Here is a 20,534-nt window from a genome sequence, read left to right as displayed (position 1 = left end):
AAAGAGAAATGGGCAAATTCATCCGAAAGTCAGTGCCTAAAAAAATTAGATAGCCCTTTCGATGGGGTAGCTTGCTTTTATTTATTATAACATTATTATGTAAACTTGTTTGCGATAGCTTTGTTTGATGAAACAGCTTTCCAGTTCAATTTTAAATATGGTATGATAATGGAGAAAAATATAAATAGATCTATCAGTATAACCGTGTGATCGAAAGGAGAAGTTATGAATCATCTTCAATGGACAGAAAAAGAAACAATCAAGAAAGTGAAATGTCTTCATACAGATGCGAAGAAATACATGGTGAAAAATAGATTAACACCAGGGAAGCTGTACGACGTAAAAAATGAAACGGAAGAATTTTATTTTCTTGTAGACGATAAAGGAAAGGTATCAGGCTTTTATAAAGATTATTTTGAACAATAAAAGTGAACATAATTAAAACGAATGGGCCACCCTTTTTAAACAAAATACAAGAACAACTAGTATTTACAGGGATTTTTTGTTAAGATAATGGGCAGGGAAGAGACTGGTAATTTTGTAGGTCATCTTTTCTATACATAAATATAACGTTTTTTGTCCATTATAGGGGGAGTACTAGGTGTTTGATGAAAGAATTGCATTAAAGATCAGGCTGGAACAATTGGCTAATTCAGAACTAAGGATTATACAGGAATTTCAAAAAGAGAGAGATGCGATTTTCCGGAGATTAAAAGAGTTGGATATGATGGAAGCTGTAAAAGCAGAGCCCTCTAAGGAGATTGTCTCACTTACTAAAATTGGCGGTTTGCCTAAAGAAAGAAAGCGAAGAGGGCGGCGCAGTGAAAACCTTGAAGAGTTACGTCAGTTAGCGGTCACTATACTAAAAAAACAGAATACGCCGATTCGCGGAGTTGAACTTCAACGCCAAATTGAAGGGGAAACAGGGAAGAAAATTGCGAATATGACGACATTCATGGTTGGACTAGAGCGAGAGAATCACCGGGTGCGTAAGCTAGGAAGAGGACTGTATATATATGAGTATGAAGACTGATTGCTAAGGCAGTCAGTTTTTTTATTGTTCTAACTGTTTTACGTCAGGTCAATGAAAATGTATGATAGGGATAAATCACTTAAATGATGGTAGAGAGGAAGATTAATTTGTTCATCAATGAATGGCCACCTGCTGTGGAGCGAAAAATAGCAGAGAGAAGAGAAATGTTTTTACATACAGAAGAGAAACGGCTGATTGGAAAAGAAGGATACCAGCCGGAAGATGAAGCAATTTTGTTTGATGCCGTCCTCGCTCTTTCCTTAGGTAAGAATTTGCTTTTGAAAGGGCCGACTGGATCTGGAAAGACAAAGCTAGCTGAAACATTGTCGGCAATATTTTCACAGCCGATGCATAGCATCAATTGTTCTGTGGATCTTGATGCAGAAGCCATGATTGGCTATAAAACGATAATAGAGAGAGAGGGAAAGAATGCGATTGAGTTTGTGCCAGGCCCTGTTGTGAAAGCAATGAAAAAGGGGCATCTGCTTTATATCGATGAAATTAATATGGCCAAGCCGGAGACGCTGCCGCTTCTTAATGGTGTGTTGGATTACCGGAGGATGATTACCAATCCTTTTACGGGAGAAGTGATAACGGCCGAACCGTCCTTCGGTGTTATTGCCGCGATCAATGAAGGGTATGTAGGGACGGTGCCATTAAATGAAGCGCTGAAAAACCGTTTTATCGTCATAGAGGTACCCTATATTGGTGGAGAAACATTAATTCGTGTACTCCAGTCAGAAAGCCAATTGAAGGATGATAAGCTCATTCAGCGCTTTGCTGTCTTATCCCAAGATTTGATTGCACAAGTGAAAAATGGACAAATCTCTGAAGAAGCTGCTTCTATCCGGGCACTGATCGACACGTGTGATTTAGCCTTATTTATGCCGCCGCTACGGGCCGTTCAACGGGGAATTATTGACAAGCTTGAAGACGAACGAGAACAAGCAGCAGTAAAAAACATTGCTGAAACACTGTTTGAATGAGGAGGATTCATGAAACGGTTTATCCAATTTAATGATGAAACAATCGACTCTTTCCTGTTCATGCAATTAACAGATTTGGCAAAAACGTTAACGAGAGAGCCGGAAGTGGAGATTGAATATAGTCCCTATTCCTATGTGAACAAACAAGAGAAAAAGCTGTATGTCAGCCACTTTTGGAATCACAGACCAGAGGCGGATAAGTGGCATGGGTACAAATCGGATCTCTTTTTGCGTGCGCTCGGCAGTTGGCAGCACACGGACGAACAGGTGATCAGAGCATTTGTACAGCAGACAAAACACTCTCCTGTCGCTTCTTTTGCCAATCAGCTCGTTGTGTTGGCAGAGGATATGCGCCTTGAAGAAATATGTAAAAAAGAGCGGCCGGGTACGAAGCAAGCTTTTGCTGCCCGCAGAAAAATGTACCGTCAGCACTTCTATGCCCAGTTGAATGCTAATCTGGTTAAAAGTCTTTTCACGGATGCTTTATTTAACTTACATTACTTGTTGCTGCACGCAGAGTCTCCTATGCAGCCACCATCTATGAATAATAGAATCGATGCCGCTATGCCGTTTATCCAACGGTCGATTATGGATTTTTATGATGCACGCTCAACAGATGGGGTTGTAAAGATTAGTCAAGGAATTGTAGAAGTGATGGAGGAAGTGTTGGATCGAGACATGCTCAATCAATATTTCCATTTGCCGGATTTCTCTAGTGCACAAGAGGTCAAAGGGGATACCTATGAAGAGTTAAAGAGAAAAGATCCGCTTGTCAACGATGACAAGCTGGAAGAGGAGAAATCGGGCAAAGAAGAAGTAATAGATGAAGAGTTTCGGACGTGGCACCGCGAAACAAGCAAACTGGGGGACAGTTTTTTGCAATTTGACTTAGATCAAGGATCAAAAACGGATCTTTCTGGCGAGGGAGTGAGAGAAGGCGAAGACGGCGATCAAGCGCTTGCTATGGTGCAAGGCTCTGCCAGAAAAACAAGCCGCAAAGACTTTTCTCACCTCTCAGCTGATCAAATGCAGAAAGAAGCGAAAAGTAGCGGACAAGCTGTTTTTGGGAAAGAGAATCGTTTTGCTGTACCGGTTTTTAAGAAAGCAAACCCTCCTCATTTAGAGGAAATACGCAAATACAAAGCCGAAAGGTCACAAATAGCTTCTCTACAGAAAAAGTTGAAAAACATGATTGAAAAAACATTGGAGCACAAAAAAATTCAGCCGCGCAGCGATCTTCATAGGGGAAGGTTAAATAAAAAGCTTTTGCGCTTTTTTACAGAGGACCAGCCGCGGCTATTTTATAAAAAGCAAGAGCCATCGACAGAAATTGATGCTACTTTTACGCTTCTTGTTGATTGTTCGGCTTCCATGGAAGATAAAATGGAGCAAACAAAACAGGGGATCGTTCTCTTTCATGAAGCATTAAAATCTGTAAGAGTGCCGCATGAGGTCATTGGCTTTTGGGAAGACACGAATGAAGCAACAGACAACCTTCAGCCTAACTATTTTCATACAGTGATTGATTACCGTTCTTCTCTACAAACCGGGAGCGGACCTGAAATTTTGCAACTCAAACCGGAAGAGGATAACAGAGATGGATTTGCCATTCGGATTGTTAAAGAGAGAATGATACAACGGAGTGAAAAGCAGAAATTTCTGCTGATCTTCTCTGATGGAGAGCCGGCAGCTTACAGTTATGACCGCAATGGCATTATCGATACTCATGAAGCCGTATTAGAAGCTAGAAAGCTAGGGATTGAGGTAATTAACCTGTTTCTTGCGGATGGAGAAATTGCTGAATCAGAAAAGGCAACTGTACAAAATATATATGGCAAGTACAGTATATTTGTAACAGACGTGAATGATTTGCCGCAAGTCATATTCCCATTGTTGAAAAAATTATTATACAAAAGTTTTTAAAAAGGAGATAACGTTGATTATCTCCTTTTTTATTTTTCTTAAATAATTTATGCATAAGTAAAATATATGTAATTTATAAATAATATTTTAGGAAAATATAATAAAAAGGTTGTACATAACAAGTTGGAAAAAATGGATACAATATGTAGAATCGTTAATATATTAACAAAAAATATAGAGTATAGAGGACGTTTTCAGATGAAAAAGCCGATACTCCCTGTGCGAAGGAATATCGACTCCCAAAAAGAGTGCGTTGAAAAGAAATTAATGTAGCGATTGAGCAGTAACAATAGGGTGGAGCTTTCCATCTAAAGCAAAGGATACTCTGCCGGTCTCTTCTGATACAACTAGCACAAGGGCATCCGTCCGCTCTGTTAAACCGAGTGCGGCACGATGACGGGTACCGAGCTTTTTTTCACCTATAACGGCAGTTGTTAGAGGCAGCACATTAGCTGCTGACACAATTTGATTTTCATAAATAATCACTGCCCCATCATGAAGAGGATTTCCGGGATAAAAGATGGCCTCTAATAAAGCAGGAGTTAAAGTAGCTCCTACCATGGTTCCTTTTTGAATGAAGGACTCAAGAGGGTCACGCCGTTGCACAACAATCAATGCACCGTGACGTCGATCGGACAGCCGCTGAACACAAATGGATAGATCCGCATACTTATCTGTAAAAGCAGACAAATAACAGTTTAAATAAAAGGAAGCAGCCACAGATTCCATCTGAATAAATTTGTTCTTAATGTCCTCCAGTTGGCTTAAAAGACAGTAATTTTCATTATCTAACACCTCTAAGCTATACTGAAGCTCATTTGTAATATGCTGTATGCCTTTTGATAATTGCTGCTTCATTGGTGAAAAATCGCAATTGGTAGTCTTCACATATAAACAACTCCAACGAATAGTGATTTTGGAAGATCAATTTTTTCTATCAGTATCTGTGTAAATAGTATGGACCAATTTCGTTCTTTGCAAAGCAGGTATTTTTATCAAATGATTTTTTTGGAAATGGTGAATTCCTTCACTAGGACGGCCGATTGAGGAAAGTGCAATCCTAACTGCCAAGCGCCAATCCCTCTTAACTGATAATTAACAACTAACATAAGCTTTTGAGCACGAGCTCTCGAGTCTTCAAACCACACAATATGCCGCTTACCCATTTCGTCTCGGTAGTGGTAAAAAGGCTGCTGGTATTCTGTAGAATATTGGATAGGGACTTGGTATTTCATAGCCGTTTCTACTGCGCTAGAAACAGAAATTGCCCGAGCGCTATCTACCGTTCCATTAGACATTGTCCAATCGTACCCATAACGCGGAACACCAAGGATAATTTTAGTTCTTCTCATGTGGTTAAGAGCATACTCGATTGTTTGTCTCACCTCGTTAATAGGTGCAACAGGACCAGGAGGACTGCTTGCTTCGTGCCAGTCATAGGCCATAATAAAGACAAAATCAACAGCTGCGCCAATCCCCCCGTAATCGTATCCCTTTAGCCAAGGAATAGCATCGCTTGTTTTAGCTGGTACCGCAGCTGACGTATAATATCCCTCGGGTCGCAATCGTTCACTTAACGAACGCAGGAAGCCACTGTATAAATCTCTGTCCCCTTCACGCACCTGTTCAAAATCAATATTTACACCCGCATAGTTTTTGCTTTTAACCAGGTTATAAATATTATTAATTAATCGCTCTCTGATTTCAGGAGTGTTCAAAACTCGGCTTGTTAGCTGAGGGCTAAATCCAGTTGGAGTTAAATTTGTAATAACTGCAAGAGGTGCTACATGATTCTCTCTTGATAGCCTAATTAACTGCCGATCATCTAAAGGACTCAAGCTTCCATCTTCCAGAACATGATGCTCGAAAATTCCAAAGTAGGTATTGATTGGTGAAAACTCTTGAACGATCATTCGATTTCTTTCTGGTGTAGAAGGCGTTATATAACTAAGATTTTCTGATTCGTATTTAGGCCTGGGAGGTAGATATAGCCCCATTCCAATCGTTAAAACATCTGATTGCAGACCGTTATATAGACGTATTGTTTCAATTGGGATGAAGCTCATTCGAGAAATAGAATATAACGAATCACCCGGTTGAACGATATACATATCCGTTGGAATAAGCAAATCTTGTCCTGGTACTAACCTATCGGTTTTCAATCCGTTTATTGTACGTATACTATCCATGGACACTTGATATTTTGTGGCAATGGAAAATAATGAATCACCGATCTTAACCACATAAATAAACACAGAATGCCTCCTTTTTTACATTTGGATATTTATTCGAAATATATGTAGTTATTTTTTGGTTCAGCACCACTTGAGGTCGCTTGTCTAAAATAAAGCTCTTTCCAAGACAGTGGACGAGCAGTTTGTATTCTATAGTGGAAGAAAGTTTTTATTGGCATGACAAAAAAGATTGAAATCTCGAATTCGAGACTTTTGATTGATTTCTTATCACTTGCATAGTAAAGTGATAAGGAAGCTAAGGATGGAGAGGAAAACGGAATGCGTAATAATACCATGGGGCGTTAATCTGGTTACGCCTGATGCGTTTTACAAACCAAAGTAACCAGCTATCAAATGACTTTTTAAAGCGATTTAATTTAACAACGGCACAGTTTGATGTGCTCGTGCAGATTCATGTCTATCAGCCGCTCACTCAAATGGAGTTAGCTGAAAAAGCAACCGTGACCCAAGGTGGCATCTCTCGTATGCTTTCACGACTTGAGAAAGAAGGCTACATTGTACGCAAGCAAGATTGGAAAGCAAAAACAATCAGCTTAACGGAGACGGGTGAAGCAATTTTAGAAGAAGCAATGCCGGCTCAACTGGCGTTTCAGTCGTCATTTTTTGACGATGTATTAACCGAGGAAGAAATGAAAACATTGTACACACTCATAACACGTGTACATAAATCCAGTCAAACAAAAGAATTACCGCCTGAGTAATTTTTACGCTATCACTTGATTGATGAACTATACGGGCAACAAAGATTCATGGCGTAGCCTGATTTTGCCGGTGTGCCATTTGATAAAATAGCAAAAAATATTGAGCTAATTGCAACAGAGATACTGCCGGTAATAAAGAAGTATACAGTTGGAAAATAGGCTTTGTTACAGATGAATGTTATTTTTTCAATCGTTGATTGCAGCGAAAAGAGAGCGTTGATGAGACCCCGCAGGAGGAGGTTCACGGACCGTCCGCCTACAGCGTCTAAAACACAAGGAATATATTTGAGGGGGATAAAGATGGACCAATTTGAACAAGTAGTCAGGGAAAGACGGTCAGCAAGTAATTTTTTAGACAATCATCCAATTACCCAAAAAGAAGTAAACGAAATATTTGAGCTTGTAAAAATGGGTCCTTCTGCTTTTAATTTACAGCACACAAATTATTTGGTTGTTATGAACTCCGAGCTAAAAAAAGAGGTAAAACAAGCAGCTTACAATCAATATAAAGTGGGGACTGCTTCAGCAGTAATTGTTGTTTTAGGGGATAAAAATGCTTATAAAGAAGCAGGAAGAATCTATGAAGGGTTACTCATGCTGGGAATACTAAGCAAGCAAGAATACGATCATGAGATAGAGGATGTAGTTTCTCTTTATGAGAAGAGAGGAGAACATTTCCAACGGGATGAAGCGATTCGCAATGCTTCCTTGTCGGCTATGTTATTTATGCTAGCGGCTAAAAGTAAAGGATGGGACACTTGTCCGATGATTGGTTTTGATCCAGAACAATTAAAGAGAGTGTTAAGTATTTCAGATCAATATGAACCCGTATTAATGATCACTATTGGGAAAGAAAAGGTCAGCAGCAGAAAGCCAAGGGGATATCGGAAACCAATTGCTGAATTTGTTAAATACCTATAAATGTCCATTCGTAAAAAGGCTCTGATGTACTAAAAGACCAATCCAAAAGTAAAATTAATTTGACAGCTTTAGGATCTGCGCTATAATGTTGTTGTAGCAATAGTTGTTACAGCAACTTTATGGGGGTAATCTATATGAAGTTAGCTTTACATGATTACATTAGTATTTTCATTCACCAGACAGACTTAACCCTTACGAGTTATGTGAAACAAAAATTAAGTCCCTTTAACATTGCGCCTGAACAAAACTTGATTATGATGCTTCTTTGGGAAGAAGATGGTCTAAATCAAAATGAGATTGCTGAAAAATTAAATAAAGATAAGACGAACATTGCCCGCATGGTTTTTAATCTGGAACAAAAAGGACTCATTCGAAGGATCAGCAATGAACAAGACAGGCGTTCCTTGAGAGTGTATCTTACTAATGAAGGAAAAGAACTCGGTAATCACGTAGTTCCTATTGCTGAAGAATTCAATGAACTAATATGCAAGGGAATTTCAAAGGAAGAGCTTACGGAAGTTAGGAGAATCCTTTCAAAGATGTGTTTGAATGTCCAGTAGGGCACGAGCGCTTCTTTTTTCAAAAAGTTGCTATAACAACTGACTCAAATCAAAACAGACAGTGAGGAGATTTATTATGACCAAGGTTCTTTTCGTCAAAGCCAATTCACGTCCAGCTGAGCAAGCAGTTAGTGTGAAGCTTTATGAGGCGTTTCTTAATAGTTATAAGGAGTCACATCCAGAGGATGAGATTATAGAACTCGATCTTTTTAAAGAAAATCTGCCATATTATGATACAGATAAAATTAATGGCATGTTCAAACTTGGACGCGGTCTTGAATTAACAAAGGAAGAAAAAGAAGCAGCTGATCTTGTGAATCAATACGTCGATCAATTTCTTTCCGCTGACAAAGTAGTATTTGCTTTCCCACTGTGGAATTTCACGGTTCCTGCTGTGCTGCATACTTACGTTGACTATTTAAGCCAAGCGGGAAAAACATTCCGTTACACACCGGAAGGCCCGATCGGTTTGCTTCAAGGGAAAAAGGTTGCTCTCTTAAATGCGCGAGGAGGCGTCTATTCTGAAGGCCCATCTCAATCTGTTGAAATGGCTGTTAAGTTCATCACAACCGCTTTAGGCTTCTGGGGTGTGACAGATATCACGACGGTTATTGTAGAAGGACATAACCAGTTCCCTGATAAAATGGAGGAAATTATTGAAGAAGGAATTCATAGAGCAGTAACAGCAGCGAAGCAATTTTAATGTTTCTGCAAAATGTTGTTCCTCGGCAGTAGAATTCCTTTAATGCTTCTTTGCTGTGAGGTATTAGAAAAAGGAAACAGGTATTTTTTTATTAATAAAACGCCCGCATATTAAGTATGCGGGCGTTTTATTCTATTGAAAACCCGAACGAAACAAACAATAGAAGAAACCCACAATTATGTATAAAAATTTTTTCAAATCATCGATAACAATTTTCTGTGATTGGGTGTATTTACTTTATAATGATTCGAATACGATGGATTGATTTGAAATTTCAGAAAAAAATAAAAAATATATTTGACTTACATAGCCGTTTAATTGTATTATGTACACATAAAACATATAGAGTTTAAACCATTCATATAAATTCAAATTATTCATATGGTAAAGACTTATCAAAAAGGATGGATTGATATGGAAGGGGTTCAATTAAAACCAATTGCGAAGGAAAAAACGACACAAGACAAAGTTTATAAGCAAATTAAGAAAGCAATTTTATTTGGTGGTATTACTAGTGAAGAAATCTTTACAGAAGTTCAATTAGCAGAAACGTTGAATACTTCAAGAACGCCGGTAAGGGCAGCTATCCAAGACTTGGTAAAGGAAGGACTGCTTGTTTCTATTCCAAGGAAGGGAATGACGGTAAGAAAGCTTACACAAGAGGAGCAGGAGGAAGTCTTTTTACTAAGAAGTGCTATTGAAGTGGAGGCTGTAAAAAAGTTAATAAAAGTAATTACATCACCTGAGCAGTTGAGGTCACTAAAATTAATTTTGGAGCAACAAGAAGAAGCATTGCAAAATGATGATGCTGTTAGGTTTGTTGAGCTAGACCATGAGTTTCATCTCTCGCTGACAAGATTAGCAAACTTTACTATAATAGAGCAAGTTTTGAACAACCTTCATAATCTTACTCAGCTTATGGGGTTGAAAGCAGTCAGTAAGCAAGGAAGAATGAAAAACGTTTTAATGGAACATAAACAGATTATTCAAGCTTTAGAGGAAGAAAATCCTGAACTGGCTTCACAAATGATTTTAAACCATTTAGAAAAAACGAAAGAAACATTAATTGTTATTGATAATTCTTGATTCTTTAACAAATGTTTTGAAGGGGGGTGCTAAGGTAGTTTACCACTATTTAATGGATGAAATATTTGAATAATGAAAACGTTTAAACGATAAAAGTTTGGAAGAATTGTTCAGGTATTAAGTAGTGAGTTATAAGTGATACTACATTTTATTAGCAATGAAAGCGCTTGCGTTTCAGGCCTTTTTTATAGCTATAAAGTTTTAAATATTTAAACAAATCAATGTATACACAACACATAATACAGAACACATAAAAGTAGTTAACTCACTGGTAGTTTTTTCTTATCTTTTTACATCTGTTTATTCCACATATGGGGAGGAATTAATTATGGTTAGAACAGGCAAAGAATATTTACAGGCATTGAAAGATGATAGAGCAATCTACATAAATGGAGAACGAGTTCAAGATGTAACGACCCATCCAGCTTTTAAAGGAATTGCCCATACCATTGCAGGTTTATATGATTTAGCATCAGATGAGTCTCAAGAGATGATATATAAGACTGAAGATGGATCTTTAGCAAACAAAATTTATATGATTCCAAAGAGCCGGGAAGAACTAAAAGAGAGAAGATTGGCGATTTCTAAATGGTCGGAAGCGACTTGTGGATTTGTCGGAAGAAGTCCCGATCATGTTGCCAGCTTTTTGGCTGCATTTGCTAGTTCACCCGAAGTGTTTGATCGCGGAGGAGAAGGTTACGGAAATAATGTTTTGAATTTTTACAAACATGTACGGGATGAGGATCTATATGTAACATACGTCATTATTCCCCCACAAATTGATCGAAGTAAAGCGGCTCATGAGCTGGAAGATAAATTCCTCCCAGTGGGAGTATACGAAGAAAGAGAGGATGGTATTGTTGTTCGAGGTTCCCAAATGCTCGGTACAGCATCAGCCGTATCAGATTACTTATTTGTAAGTTGTCTTACTCCACTTCGGCCTGGTGATGAAGATTATGCTTTGTCTTTTGTACTGCCAATCCATGCAAAGGGATTAAAATTTTATGCAAGACCTAGTTATGCTGAAAAATCACCGAGTACATTTGATTACCCATTATCCTCTCGTTTTGATGAAAGTGATTCATTGGTTGTTTTTGACGACGTCTTTATCCCATGGAAAGACATTTTTGTTTACAAAAATATAGATATCTTAAGGGCACAGTTCCATGAAACACCAGCTCACGTATTAGGAAATAATCAGGCGCAAATAAGATTTAGCAATAAATTAAAATTTTTGATTGGTGCTGCTCGAAAAGTTACGGCTATGAATGGAATAGATAAAATCCCTTCTGTCCAAGAGAAGTTAGGAGAACTGGCCTCTATTGCAGCTTCTGTAGAAGGTAATCTTTTAGCTTCTGAATATAATTGTGTCATTGACAAAAACGGTGTGGCACGTCCGGACCCGCGTTTCCTTTATGGTGTAGTCGGTCAACAGGAGACTATTTATGCTTCTGTTATTAGAATTTTAAGAGAATTATGCGGTGGAGGTGTATTACAATTACCATCTTCATACAAAGAACTCATCAATCCTGAAACGAAAGATGATATGTATCAATATATTCGTTCTACGGGAGTTGGAGCTGAGGAGAAAATTAAGTTGTTTAAGTTAGTGTGGGATATCATTGGTTCAGAATTCGGAGGGAGACATCAACAGTATGAATTGTTCTATAACGGCGCACCTTTCGTTACAAAAGGCTATTCATTTAGAAATTACGGATATGATGAGCCCGTTCAAATGGTGGATAAATTTTTAGAAAGTTATTCTCTTCCCTCTCATGTGGAGGAACCAGTTTAGGAAATATAGATAAAAGGATGTTGAAAAAAATGAAAATCGCATCAATACAATTAGAGATCAAAGACAGCGAATCTAAAAATGATCGTATAGGTCGTGTAGAATCAATGATTGATGAATTAAAAGGGCAAGATCTGATCGTTTTACCTGAAACGTGGGCAACAGGATACTTTGCATTTGATAGTTATATTGACGAATCAGAAGAGTTAAATGGGAATTTTGTGCAACGGTTCTCCTCAAAGGCGAAAGAGATTCAGTCCTATATATTTGCAGGTAGCTTCATAGAAAAAAATAATGGAAAATACTACAATACCAGTGTTCTATTTTCTCCTGATGGGGCATTAATAGGAACCTATCGAAAAATGCATTTATTTCGTTATGGTTCAAAAGAGGGGCAAATATTGACAAGAGGCAATGAAACAGCTGTAGTAGATACTGAATTTGGGAAAGTAGGCTTATCAACTTGCTATGATTTACGATTTCCTGAATTGTATCGTGCACAAGTAGATTTAGGAGCAGAGTTACTGCTTGTTACCTCTGCATGGCCACATGGAAGATTGGAGCATTGGAAAATATTCAATTCCGCTCGAGCATTAGAAAACCAGTGTTTCTTGATCTCAAGCAATTGTGTCGGTAATACTCAGGGCGTCCTTTTAGGTGGTCACAGTCAAGTGGTTGATCCATGGGGAATTGTTGTGGCTGCTGGAGGAGATGAAGAGACTATTGTAAAAACAGAAATTGACCCATCTCAGATCGCTTATATTCGTGATGTATTTCCTAACTTGAAGCATCGGGTCTTGGATAGACAGGAGGAATTCATTTGATAAACATTAACGTTCATGGGAGAACCATTGCGGCAGATCCTAAACGATTACTTATTGCGGGTTACACAGGAAAAGATCAAGAATCTGTAAAAAAGCATATTGATGAATTGAAAGAGATCGGCGTTCCGGCCCCTCCGCAAATTCCAATGATTTACGATCTTTCAACAAATCTTATTACAACAAGTCCGTCTATTTCGGTTATTCAAGAAAGTAGCAGTGGAGAAGCGGAAGCGATCATTATGAGTGTGAAAGGAAAATGGTATTTAGGGCTTGGAAGCGATCATACGGACCGTGAGCTTGAAACAGTATCCATCCAGAAATCCAAACAAGTGTGCAGTAAGCCTATCTCAACACAATTTTGGCCTTTAGAGGACGTAGAAGATCGCTGGGATGACATCGAAATGAGAAGTTGGATGATTGTTGATGGGGTTAAAAAAGAGTACCAAACTGGAAAACTCGGAGAATTCTTGAATCCTAAAGAATTGCTTAAAATTATAGAGGAACGTGGATATCACAGTGAGGATATGGTTGTATTTTGTGGAACCCTTCCCATTAAAAGTGGTGAGTTTATTTATGGGGAAGCATTTTCAGCAGAATTATACGATCGCTTAACAGACAACAAAATCCAATTAAATTATCAGGTTCATATTTTGACAGATGCGGAGGTAGTATGACATGGGAAAATCGGAAATAGAAATTGTTAGAAAACCAGAACTTGAATTTGTGGATTATAAAACGTTTGAGGCTGTTCCTTCAAAAACTGTAGAAGGTGCATCCCAACGAATTATTGCACAGATTCCAGGCACTGATGTAGCAACTCGTATTCTTGAACTGAGGGCAGGGACTGATACATCCCCAGATGGAGTACAAATCCATGATTTTTGGGAAGAATTATACATTATCGAAGGATCGTTAATCGATTTGCGTTTAAATGAAGAATTTACAGCAGGAATGGTGGCGTGCCGTCCTCCAGGAATGGAGCATGGACCATGGAAATCACCAAATGGCTGTAAAATTTTTGAAGTTCGCTATTATGCAGATCAGAAAAAAGAAGAACACGAATTTGTTGATTATCACACTTTTGAAGTGAAGCCTTTTAGTAAGGTTGAAGGTCTTTCTGAAAGAATCATTGCTTCTGACCCTGCTACAGGAGTAGCGACAAGAATTCTTCATAATGCTCCAGGGACGGATACTTCTCCTAATGGAGTACAAATCCATGATTTTTGGGAAGAGTTATACATTATTGAAGGATCGCTAATCGATTTACGTTTAAATGAAGAGTTTACAGCAGGAATGGTGGCGTGCCGTCCTCCTGGAATGGAGCATGGACCGTGGAAATCTCCAGATGGCTGTAAGATTTTTGAAGTTCGTTATTACTCTAAAGACCAATAAATAGGTAAACGTTTTGAATGGATAAAAGCTAACATTCATAGATGAATCCATCATTACAAAAGGCTTCTCGTGACATAAAGAACGAGAAGCCTTTCGACTCTCTTTAATGAATGAAGAATTACTTTTCCTTATATTTTTGTGTATACACCATACAGAGTTCAAAAGCGGAGTAGTCTTCTTTTTATTATTGACCAGTCGATCCAAGTCTATGTTGCTTTTTCTAGTCAATGGAAAGTATAAATTTTAACAAAAGAATTCTATGAACTTATGAAAAAATATTGATTAATAGAAAATGAACAACAACAGTGATAAATTATCTCAATTATATTGTAGGAAAGGTGAGGCATATTGGAAATTCTACATTTAACACACCAACTGGATAAATCGTTTCGTATTCAAGAACCTCATGTCATGGCTTTAGGGTTTTTTGATGGTGTTCATTTAGGTCACCAATATTTATTACAGCAAGCAAAGAACATCGCCAAAAAGAAAAATCTAAAATTTACTGTTATGACCTTTGACCCTCATCCAAGTGAGATTATTAAATGTGAAACGAGTAGAAGATATTTAACCCCGCTGTCTTCCAAACTTGAAAAGCTATCTAGTTTTGGTGTAGAAAGAATTTTTGTGATGAAATTCACCCTACCTTTTGCGTCCCTTCCTGCAAGTGAATTCATTAATCGATACGTGTTAGATCTCAACGCTACCCATATTGTTGCAGGTTTTGACTTTACCTTTGGTTATAAAGCTCAGGGCAATGTAGATTATTTACGAAATGCCAGCATGAATAATCCCTTTGAAGTTACTGTAATTCCAAAAAGGACAACGAATGACAACAAAATAAGTTCAACGTTAATAAGAGAACTAATAAGTGATGGAAAGGTTCACCTCGTACCGTATTACTTGGGGAAACATTATGAAATTAATGGAATTGCTCATTTTCCAACGGATTTGTGTACAAGAAAGAAGCTGAATAATAGTGAGTTTCATATTCAAGGGAAGTATGTTTTACCCAAACGAGGTTTATATAAAGCCGAACTAACAAATGGATATAGAACCATTCAAGGTTTTTTTAAATGTGACAGCGCTCATGAAGGTAGATATGAACTGAGCAGCAGTAAACTAGAGTGGTTGAAAGAAGGGAGTCAAAAAGAACTTACAGTCAAATTTCTCAATAAAGTAGCTTATACCGACACGATCTCTATTTAAACTAAGGAATGTATATGGCGTTAATTAAACAGATCAGTAGATATGAATTTACCCATAAAAAGAAAATAGTTGGAGGAATGAAAATAATGGGAAAAGAAAAATCAACCGTAAGTTCCCGGAAAGTATTATTCGCTAGTTTAGTAGGTAGTACAATTGAATTTTACGATTTCTTTCTTTATGGCACGGTAGCTGCACTCGTATTTAATAAACTGTTTTTTCCTAGTCATGATCCATTTGTCAGCTTATTACTAGCTTATGCTTCTTTTGGAGTAACATTTTTTATCCGCCCCCTTGGCGGTCTCGTTTTTAGTCATATGGGCGATAAATTCGGCAGAAAAAATACCCTTGTCATCTCACTTCTTTTAATGGGAGTTTCAACAGTATGTATTGGATTGCTACCAACTTATCATGCAATCGGAATTTTAGCACCCATTTTGCTTGTATCTTTACGGCTGCTTCAAGGAATTGCTGTTGGAGGGGAATGGGGGGGAGCTGTTCTCCTAGCAGTTGAAAATGCACCGAAAGAAAAACGGGGCTTTTATGGAAGCTTCCCTGCAATGGGAATCCCTCTTGGCATGCTGCTCGGAACAACTGCTGTTTCATTAGTGAGTTTACTTCCAGAAGAACAATTTCTATCATGGGGATGGAGAATTCCTTTTTTACTAAGTGCGGTTTTAGTCATTACGGGTCTCTGGATACGGCGCGGAATTGAGGAAACATCAGCATTCAGTGAAGAAAAACAAAAAGGTAATGTTGTAAAAGTTCCTCTTTTTGAGACATTGCGATATCATTGGAAAGCTGTCTTAATTTCATTAGGAGCAAAATGTGTAGAAGTGGGTCCATTCTATATTTTCACAACATTTTTTATTTCTTATGCTACAGATAATATTGGTTTCTCAAGGACTACAGCATTAAATATCATTACGATCGCAACAGTTGTTACAACATTGTGCATCCCAATCATGGGGAAATTATCTGACATAATCGGCCGTAAGCGCGTTTTTATGATAGGGGCAGCAGGGATTGCTCTATTCTCTTTTCCATACTATTATTTATTATCAACACAATCAATCTTTTGGGCATATACCGTTTCAATTATTGGTTTAGGAATTCTGTGGTCTGCCATTGCAAGTATTATTGGAACAATGTTCACCGAAATGTTTAGCACGAATGTTGGATACACGGGAATAACACTTGGCTATCAAGCAGGTTCCGCATTGTTTGGAGGAACAGCTCCGATGATTGCGACTGTTTTGTTAAGTGCTTATCATAATTCTTGGGTTCCTCTCGCTAGTTTTATTGCTATTCTTTCCGTCGTTTCTTTTATCTCTGTTACATTCTTACGCAGAAATCAAGCAGTGAATACTCATGTAGATCACCCATTATCTCAGGAGGATACAGTGGCTAAATAACAAAGTGGAAAGATACCGCTTCCATATATCTGAATATTAAGAATAATGTATGCGCATACATTAAGCAGAGAAACTTTTAAAACCTTTTTATGGAAGTAATCCATAAGAAGGTTTTGTCCTTGAAGTAAAGATCGGATTCATCAAATGCCTTGGATCATTAAATTTCTTCTGTTTTCGGTAGTAAAAGTCTAGTAACAAATTTATAACTAGAATGCGGATGATGAAGAAGAGAAAGACCATGAATATCCATTGTAAGCAGTATGAAGTAAAATAGATTGATTTTTAAGGGGAAACAGTAAAAGTTTAAAATCAATTGAAAGGGTTTGATTATGATAAAAAAATATTTATTTCTTCTATTGATAGTGCTACTTTTTAATTCGGTATTTACAGGGAGTACGTTAGCGAAGAAACATTCGAATCAAGCGGCTGATTTGATTTTTAAAAATGGCGATGTGTATACAGTTGGTAAAGATCGAAGTTGGGCGGAAGCGGTTGCGATTAAGGATGACAAGATTCTCTATGTTGGTGATAACAAGGGGGTTGCAGCTTTCAAAGGCAACAATACTAAAGTGATGAACTTAAAGGGAAAAATGCTTATGCCTGGATTTATCGACAGCCATAACCATGCGTACCTTATGGCGGAAAGTCTTTTTTGGCTGAGTCTTAATCCTTATACCACTGTGGAAGAACGTCAACAGGCTATCAAGGATTATTTAAAGGGACATCCCAATATTAAACAATTACGCGGTGTAGGCTGGGATGAAATTAAACGCGATAGTGAATCCAGAGGGGTCACTCCTAAAGAATTGCTCGATCAAGTTGTCCCTGATATACCTGCTGTCTTCATTGCAAATAGTCACCATAGTATATTGGTCAACTCAAAGGCACTAGAGATGGCAGGGATAGATGAAAATACCCCTGATCCGCAGGGAGGAACTATTGAACGTGATCCTAAAACAGGAGAGCCTACAGGGATTTTGCATGAATTTTCCGCCCAAAACCTTGTGATTAACGCTCTTCCTCAACCAGATTTTACAGTACAGCAATATAAAGAGACGATCCTAACTTGGCAAAAAATAGCTGCTGAAGATGGAATCACTTCGACATTTGTACCGATTCACTATCCAACCGAAAATCTGCTTAAAGCATTTGAAGATCTGGATAATGAGAGAAAATTGACTGTAAGATACGATTTAGGTTTATGGGCTGATGAAAACAAAGGAACGGAACAGATTGGAAGATTAAAAGAATTACGCGACAAATATCAAGGAAAATCGTACAAGATAGATACCATTAAAATATTTGCTGACGGTGTCGGTGAACACAAACTGGTTTGGGATCAAGATGTTTTAGAGGAGACCGTAGCTGCTTTGGATAAAGAAGGTTTTCGCGTCTATATCCATGCGATTGGCGATCAGGGATTTTACCCATCTCATAATGCTTTAAGTGCTTTTGAATACGCGGCTGAAGCAAACGGTAAAAGAGATTCCCGTCATGTGATTACCCATATAGACTGGGTTAAAGAAGATGATGTTACCCGGTTTAAGAATTTGGGAGTCATACCTGCTCCTCAGCCTGCATGGTTTGGTAAAGGCTGGTATCAGGGTGTGAGTGGTGAGCAGCTGAAGAACCTTAATCGATTGAATAGCTATTTTGAAGCCGGAATACCCGTTGCTTCATCGAGTGATTTTCCTTCAACAGATACTTTTAAAAGAGATATGTATCCTTTAACGGGATTAGAAGTAGGGATAACAAGATTAGATCCGGACACAACCACTGAAGCCGATCTAAATAAAGTAGCATGGCCTAAGGAAAAAGCTACTCTCGATGAGATGATTACAAGCTATACAATTAACGGAGCCCATTTGATTTTCCAAGAAGATGAAAGAGGCTCTATAGAGGTGGGGAAAAAAGCGGACTTGGTTGTTTTGGACAAAAATCTCTTTGAGATTCCTGTAACGACAATTGGCGAAGCGAAAGTTTTGCTGACTTTGTTCGAAGGGAAAGAAGTGTTCCGTCATCCCACGCTTATTAACGCATCCTATATAAAAACTCTTGTTGAGCAATTCAAAAAAGATGGGGAAATTTCCAACCATGGTGCTGCCCGTTCCTTGCAGGCCCATTTGGATCAAGCGGTACGTTTGGAAAAGCGAGAAGCAGCAGAAAGAGTGGTCAAGCACATGCAAAAGTTTAACGAGTTGCTTGACAAGCATAAAAAAAATAGGGTGATATCCGAGGATGCATATAACACACTAAAAATTCATACAGATTCATTGATTAAGAAGTGGCAAAAAGATTGCAAGAAAGACTAGAGTTACCAAGTTGATAGTGAATCAGGTAGTTGGGTGGGTCCCATTTGATTAGGGACCCCGTTTCTTGTGCTTGTAAAGAGACGACTACAACCACTTCATATCGCTATTGCCTCGCAACTAAAATTGTAAACATTAGAAAATAGGATGTTAAACAAAAAATTATTCCATTTCTCATTCTCTGTGGTTCTCCTCTTTCGCGATGTACCCTTCGAAAATCATACTTTCTTCCTCAACATGATGCTCAATATAGATCCCCGGCTTTTTTACCTCTCCGATTGAAAGAGTCTCTGTTAGCTGAAATTGATAGTTATCGATATTAGCTTTGATAAAATCCTTTTCAAAGTTTTTAAGATAGGCACTCGGATAGAGTTCCTTCATTTTACGTATAGATTTTGCGCCTTGTTTATAATAAGCGAGGCATCCAATAATTGTGGCATCTTTTTTACAAAGATTTGTGAGCTTTGCAAGAGGGAACACATGATTAAATAGTGCATAGTCGTTGAAGGAAATGCTATCAATGAGATAATCAATGCTCTTATTTGCCAATGGCAAATGAAGAGACGAGTTGACAATATAAAGGACTTTCAAAGCTGGATTGATTGAGTCAATTTTCGCCTTCAGCTTCTCGACCATTTCTTGTTTACTGCCGCAAAAGATGTAATAGGCATTTTCTGATAACAGATGTAAATACTTTGGCAGAAATACAAAGGTATCAATGCAAGGTTCCATAACAACTTTATTTTCTAAATCGACATTTTTCAGTTTTTGATAAGTGAAGAGACTGCATTTCTCAATCACTTTGACGAGTTCAGGGCTCATTTCTTTTACCGTTTTTTGCTCATACAAGTATGCGCTATTTTGAGTGGAGTCATCAAGGTCAGGAGCATACAATATGCTTTTATGAATTTCTGCATGATAGCCGCATGTACAATGAATAGAGGCATCGATAATCGAATCATTATGAATCAGTGCGTTTTGAAATTGAAAAGAACCGGAACAAACAGGGCAACGCAGAAAAGGGATAAACGACAAAGAAAAACCCGTTCCTGGTTTGCTGGTTTCCTTTTGGCGAACGGCATCAATTTTCTGATCAATTTCTTGTATCGTCGAGTAAAGTTTAGAAATTTCAAAGGAGATTTCTTCTTTTTTTCGTTCAAGCATTTGCATGTAGAGAGCCAAATCTTCATGGTCACGCAGCAATGTAATCCTTTTTAAATCAATGATTTCCCTGATTTCATTTAATGTAAATTCAAACGATTTTAATTCAGTAATGATTTTCATATCGTCTTCACATGTTTGATCAAAATCATAATATGTCCCTGTTTTTACAGGTATAAGCAATCCAAGATTCATATAGTAGCGAATCGTATCAATAGATACATTGAATTTTTTAGCAAATGAACTAATTCTCATCTTTCACTTCTT

At 37.9% G+C, this 20,534-nt stretch carries 18 protein-coding genes and 2 pseudogenes; 17 read left to right on the top strand and 3 right to left on the bottom strand.

Features of this window, described 5'->3' with window-relative positions; genetic code table 11:
* Positions 1 to 225 precede the first annotated feature (225 nt).
* From MKZ02_RS14865 to MKZ02_RS14850, 4 genes are all read left to right on the top strand, one after another.
* The gene (locus MKZ02_RS14865) at positions 226 to 426 is read left to right on the top strand and encodes a DUF6501 family protein (protein ID WP_120031064.1); all 201 of its coding nucleotides are present in this window, start codon (positions 226 to 228) and stop codon (positions 424 to 426) included.
* A 175-nt stretch (positions 427 to 601) separates the two neighbouring features.
* Entirely contained in the window at positions 602 to 1,033 is a 432-nt protein-coding gene (locus MKZ02_RS14860; protein WP_120031066.1) for a Rok-like winged helix domain-containing protein, read from the top strand.
* A gap of 164 nt (positions 1,034 to 1,197) precedes the next feature.
* Positions 1,198 to 2,019, top strand: coding sequence for an ATP-binding protein (locus MKZ02_RS14855; protein WP_340856414.1), 822 nt, complete (start codon positions 1,198 to 1,200; stop codon positions 2,017 to 2,019).
* 9 nt (positions 2,020 to 2,028) lie between these two features.
* A complete protein-coding gene (locus MKZ02_RS14850) occupies positions 2,029 to 3,942 on the top strand; it encodes a vWA domain-containing protein (protein ID WP_340854267.1) in 1,914 nt (637 codons plus the stop codon).
* A gap of 264 nt (positions 3,943 to 4,206) precedes the next feature.
* Here MKZ02_RS14850 and cdaS read toward each other — a convergent pair whose 3' ends face one another.
* A complete protein-coding gene (gene cdaS / locus MKZ02_RS14845; RefSeq protein WP_120031072.1) occupies positions 4,207 to 4,830 on the bottom strand; it encodes a sporulation-specific diadenylate cyclase CdaS in 624 nt (207 codons plus the stop codon).
* 107 nt (positions 4,831 to 4,937) lie between these two features.
* Entirely contained in the window at positions 4,938 to 6,197 is a 1,260-nt protein-coding gene (locus MKZ02_RS14840; protein WP_340854266.1) for a glycosyl hydrolase family 18 protein, read from the bottom strand.
* Positions 6,198 to 6,455: 258 nt separating this feature from the next.
* Between MKZ02_RS14840 and MKZ02_RS14835 the strand changes: the two are divergent.
* From MKZ02_RS14835 to MKZ02_RS14775, 13 genes and pseudogenes are all read left to right on the top strand, one after another.
* Positions 6,456 to 6,898, top strand: a pseudogene (locus MKZ02_RS14835) (MarR family winged helix-turn-helix transcriptional regulator).
* Between the two features lie 24 nt (positions 6,899 to 6,922).
* A pseudogene (locus MKZ02_RS14830) lies at positions 6,923 to 7,057 on the top strand (LLM class flavin-dependent oxidoreductase); the annotation flags it as partial.
* A 141-nt stretch (positions 7,058 to 7,198) separates the two neighbouring features.
* Positions 7,199 to 7,819, top strand: coding sequence for a nitroreductase family protein (locus MKZ02_RS14825; RefSeq protein ID WP_340854265.1), 621 nt, complete (start codon positions 7,199 to 7,201; stop codon positions 7,817 to 7,819).
* Between the two features lie 134 nt (positions 7,820 to 7,953).
* Positions 7,954 to 8,379, top strand: coding sequence for a MarR family winged helix-turn-helix transcriptional regulator (locus tag MKZ02_RS14820; RefSeq protein ID WP_120031076.1), 426 nt, complete (start codon positions 7,954 to 7,956; stop codon positions 8,377 to 8,379).
* Positions 8,380 to 8,455: 76 nt separating this feature from the next.
* Entirely contained in the window at positions 8,456 to 9,082 is a 627-nt protein-coding gene (locus tag MKZ02_RS14815) for an FMN-dependent NADH-azoreductase (protein ID WP_340854264.1), read from the top strand.
* A 414-nt stretch (positions 9,083 to 9,496) separates the two neighbouring features.
* Positions 9,497 to 10,168: a GntR family transcriptional regulator gene (locus MKZ02_RS14810; protein ID WP_340854263.1), complete on the top strand. Its 672-nt coding sequence runs from the start codon at positions 9,497 to 9,499 to the stop codon at positions 10,166 to 10,168.
* Between the two features lie 328 nt (positions 10,169 to 10,496).
* Positions 10,497 to 11,963, top strand: coding sequence for a 4-hydroxyphenylacetate 3-hydroxylase family protein (locus tag MKZ02_RS14805; RefSeq protein WP_340854262.1), 1,467 nt, complete (start codon positions 10,497 to 10,499; stop codon positions 11,961 to 11,963).
* 29 nt (positions 11,964 to 11,992) lie between these two features.
* Positions 11,993 to 12,784 carry a carbon-nitrogen family hydrolase gene (locus MKZ02_RS14800; protein WP_340854261.1) on the top strand — a complete coding sequence of 264 codons (792 nt, stop codon included), beginning with the start codon at positions 11,993 to 11,995 and terminating at the stop codon, positions 12,782 to 12,784.
* A complete protein-coding gene (locus MKZ02_RS14795; protein WP_340854259.1) occupies positions 12,781 to 13,458 on the top strand; it encodes a DUF2848 family protein in 678 nt (225 codons plus the stop codon). The genes MKZ02_RS14800 and MKZ02_RS14795 overlap by 4 nt, the downstream gene beginning before the upstream one ends.
* A gap of 1 nt (position 13,459) precedes the next feature.
* Positions 13,460 to 14,176: a hypothetical protein gene (locus tag MKZ02_RS14790; protein ID WP_340854257.1), complete on the top strand. Its 717-nt coding sequence runs from the start codon at positions 13,460 to 13,462 to the stop codon at positions 14,174 to 14,176.
* A gap of 348 nt (positions 14,177 to 14,524) precedes the next feature.
* A complete protein-coding gene (locus MKZ02_RS14785) occupies positions 14,525 to 15,385 on the top strand; it encodes an FAD synthetase family protein (RefSeq protein ID WP_340854256.1) in 861 nt (286 codons plus the stop codon).
* An 86-nt stretch (positions 15,386 to 15,471) separates the two neighbouring features.
* Positions 15,472 to 16,797 carry an MFS transporter gene (locus MKZ02_RS14780; RefSeq protein ID WP_340854254.1) on the top strand — a complete coding sequence of 442 codons (1,326 nt, stop codon included), beginning with the start codon at positions 15,472 to 15,474 and terminating at the stop codon, positions 16,795 to 16,797.
* 329 nt (positions 16,798 to 17,126) lie between these two features.
* Complete coding sequence (locus tag MKZ02_RS14775) at positions 17,127 to 19,109, top strand: amidohydrolase (RefSeq protein WP_340854253.1); 1,983 nt, start codon at positions 17,127 to 17,129, stop codon at positions 19,107 to 19,109.
* 171 nt (positions 19,110 to 19,280) lie between these two features.
* Here MKZ02_RS14775 and MKZ02_RS14770 read toward each other — a convergent pair whose 3' ends face one another.
* Positions 19,281 to 20,522, bottom strand: a complete 1,242-nt coding sequence (locus tag MKZ02_RS14770; RefSeq protein WP_340854251.1) for a MerR family transcriptional regulator — start codon at positions 20,520 to 20,522, stop codon at positions 19,281 to 19,283.
* Positions 20,523 to 20,534 lie beyond the last annotated feature (12 nt).

The organism is Pseudobacillus sp. FSL P4-0506 (assembly GCF_038003025.1).
Taxonomy (GTDB): Bacteria; Bacillota; Bacilli; order Bacillales; family Domibacillaceae; genus Pseudobacillus.
Note: the sequence above shows the minus strand (reverse complement) of the source record. Positions and strands in the feature narration are given on the sequence as shown.

Coding starts and splice junctions, on each gene's coding strand:
- MKZ02_RS14865 (WP_120031064.1), top strand. CDS start 226: ATGAATCATCTTCAATGGACAGAAAAAGAAACAATCAAGAAAGTGAAA.
- MKZ02_RS14855 (WP_340856414.1), top strand. CDS start 1,198: ATGTTTTTACATACAGAAGAGAAACGGCTGATTGGAAAAGAAGGATAC.
- MKZ02_RS14850 (WP_340854267.1), top strand. CDS start 2,029: ATGAAACGGTTTATCCAATTTAATGATGAAACAATCGACTCTTTCCTG.
- MKZ02_RS14825 (WP_340854265.1), top strand. CDS start 7,199: ATGGACCAATTTGAACAAGTAGTCAGGGAAAGACGGTCAGCAAGTAAT.
- MKZ02_RS14820 (WP_120031076.1), top strand. CDS start 7,954: ATGAAGTTAGCTTTACATGATTACATTAGTATTTTCATTCACCAGACA.
- MKZ02_RS14815 (WP_340854264.1), top strand. CDS start 8,456: ATGACCAAGGTTCTTTTCGTCAAAGCCAATTCACGTCCAGCTGAGCAA.
- MKZ02_RS14810 (WP_340854263.1), top strand. CDS start 9,497: ATGGAAGGGGTTCAATTAAAACCAATTGCGAAGGAAAAAACGACACAA.
- MKZ02_RS14805 (WP_340854262.1), top strand. CDS start 10,497: ATGGTTAGAACAGGCAAAGAATATTTACAGGCATTGAAAGATGATAGA.
- MKZ02_RS14800 (WP_340854261.1), top strand. CDS start 11,993: ATGAAAATCGCATCAATACAATTAGAGATCAAAGACAGCGAATCTAAA.
- MKZ02_RS14790 (WP_340854257.1), top strand. CDS start 13,460: ATGGGAAAATCGGAAATAGAAATTGTTAGAAAACCAGAACTTGAATTT.
- MKZ02_RS14780 (WP_340854254.1), top strand. CDS start 15,472: ATGGGAAAAGAAAAATCAACCGTAAGTTCCCGGAAAGTATTATTCGCT.
- MKZ02_RS14775 (WP_340854253.1), top strand. CDS start 17,127: ATGATAAAAAAATATTTATTTCTTCTATTGATAGTGCTACTTTTTAAT.
- MKZ02_RS14770 (WP_340854251.1), bottom strand. CDS start 20,522: ATGAGAATTAGTTCATTTGCTAAAAAATTCAATGTATCTATTGATACG.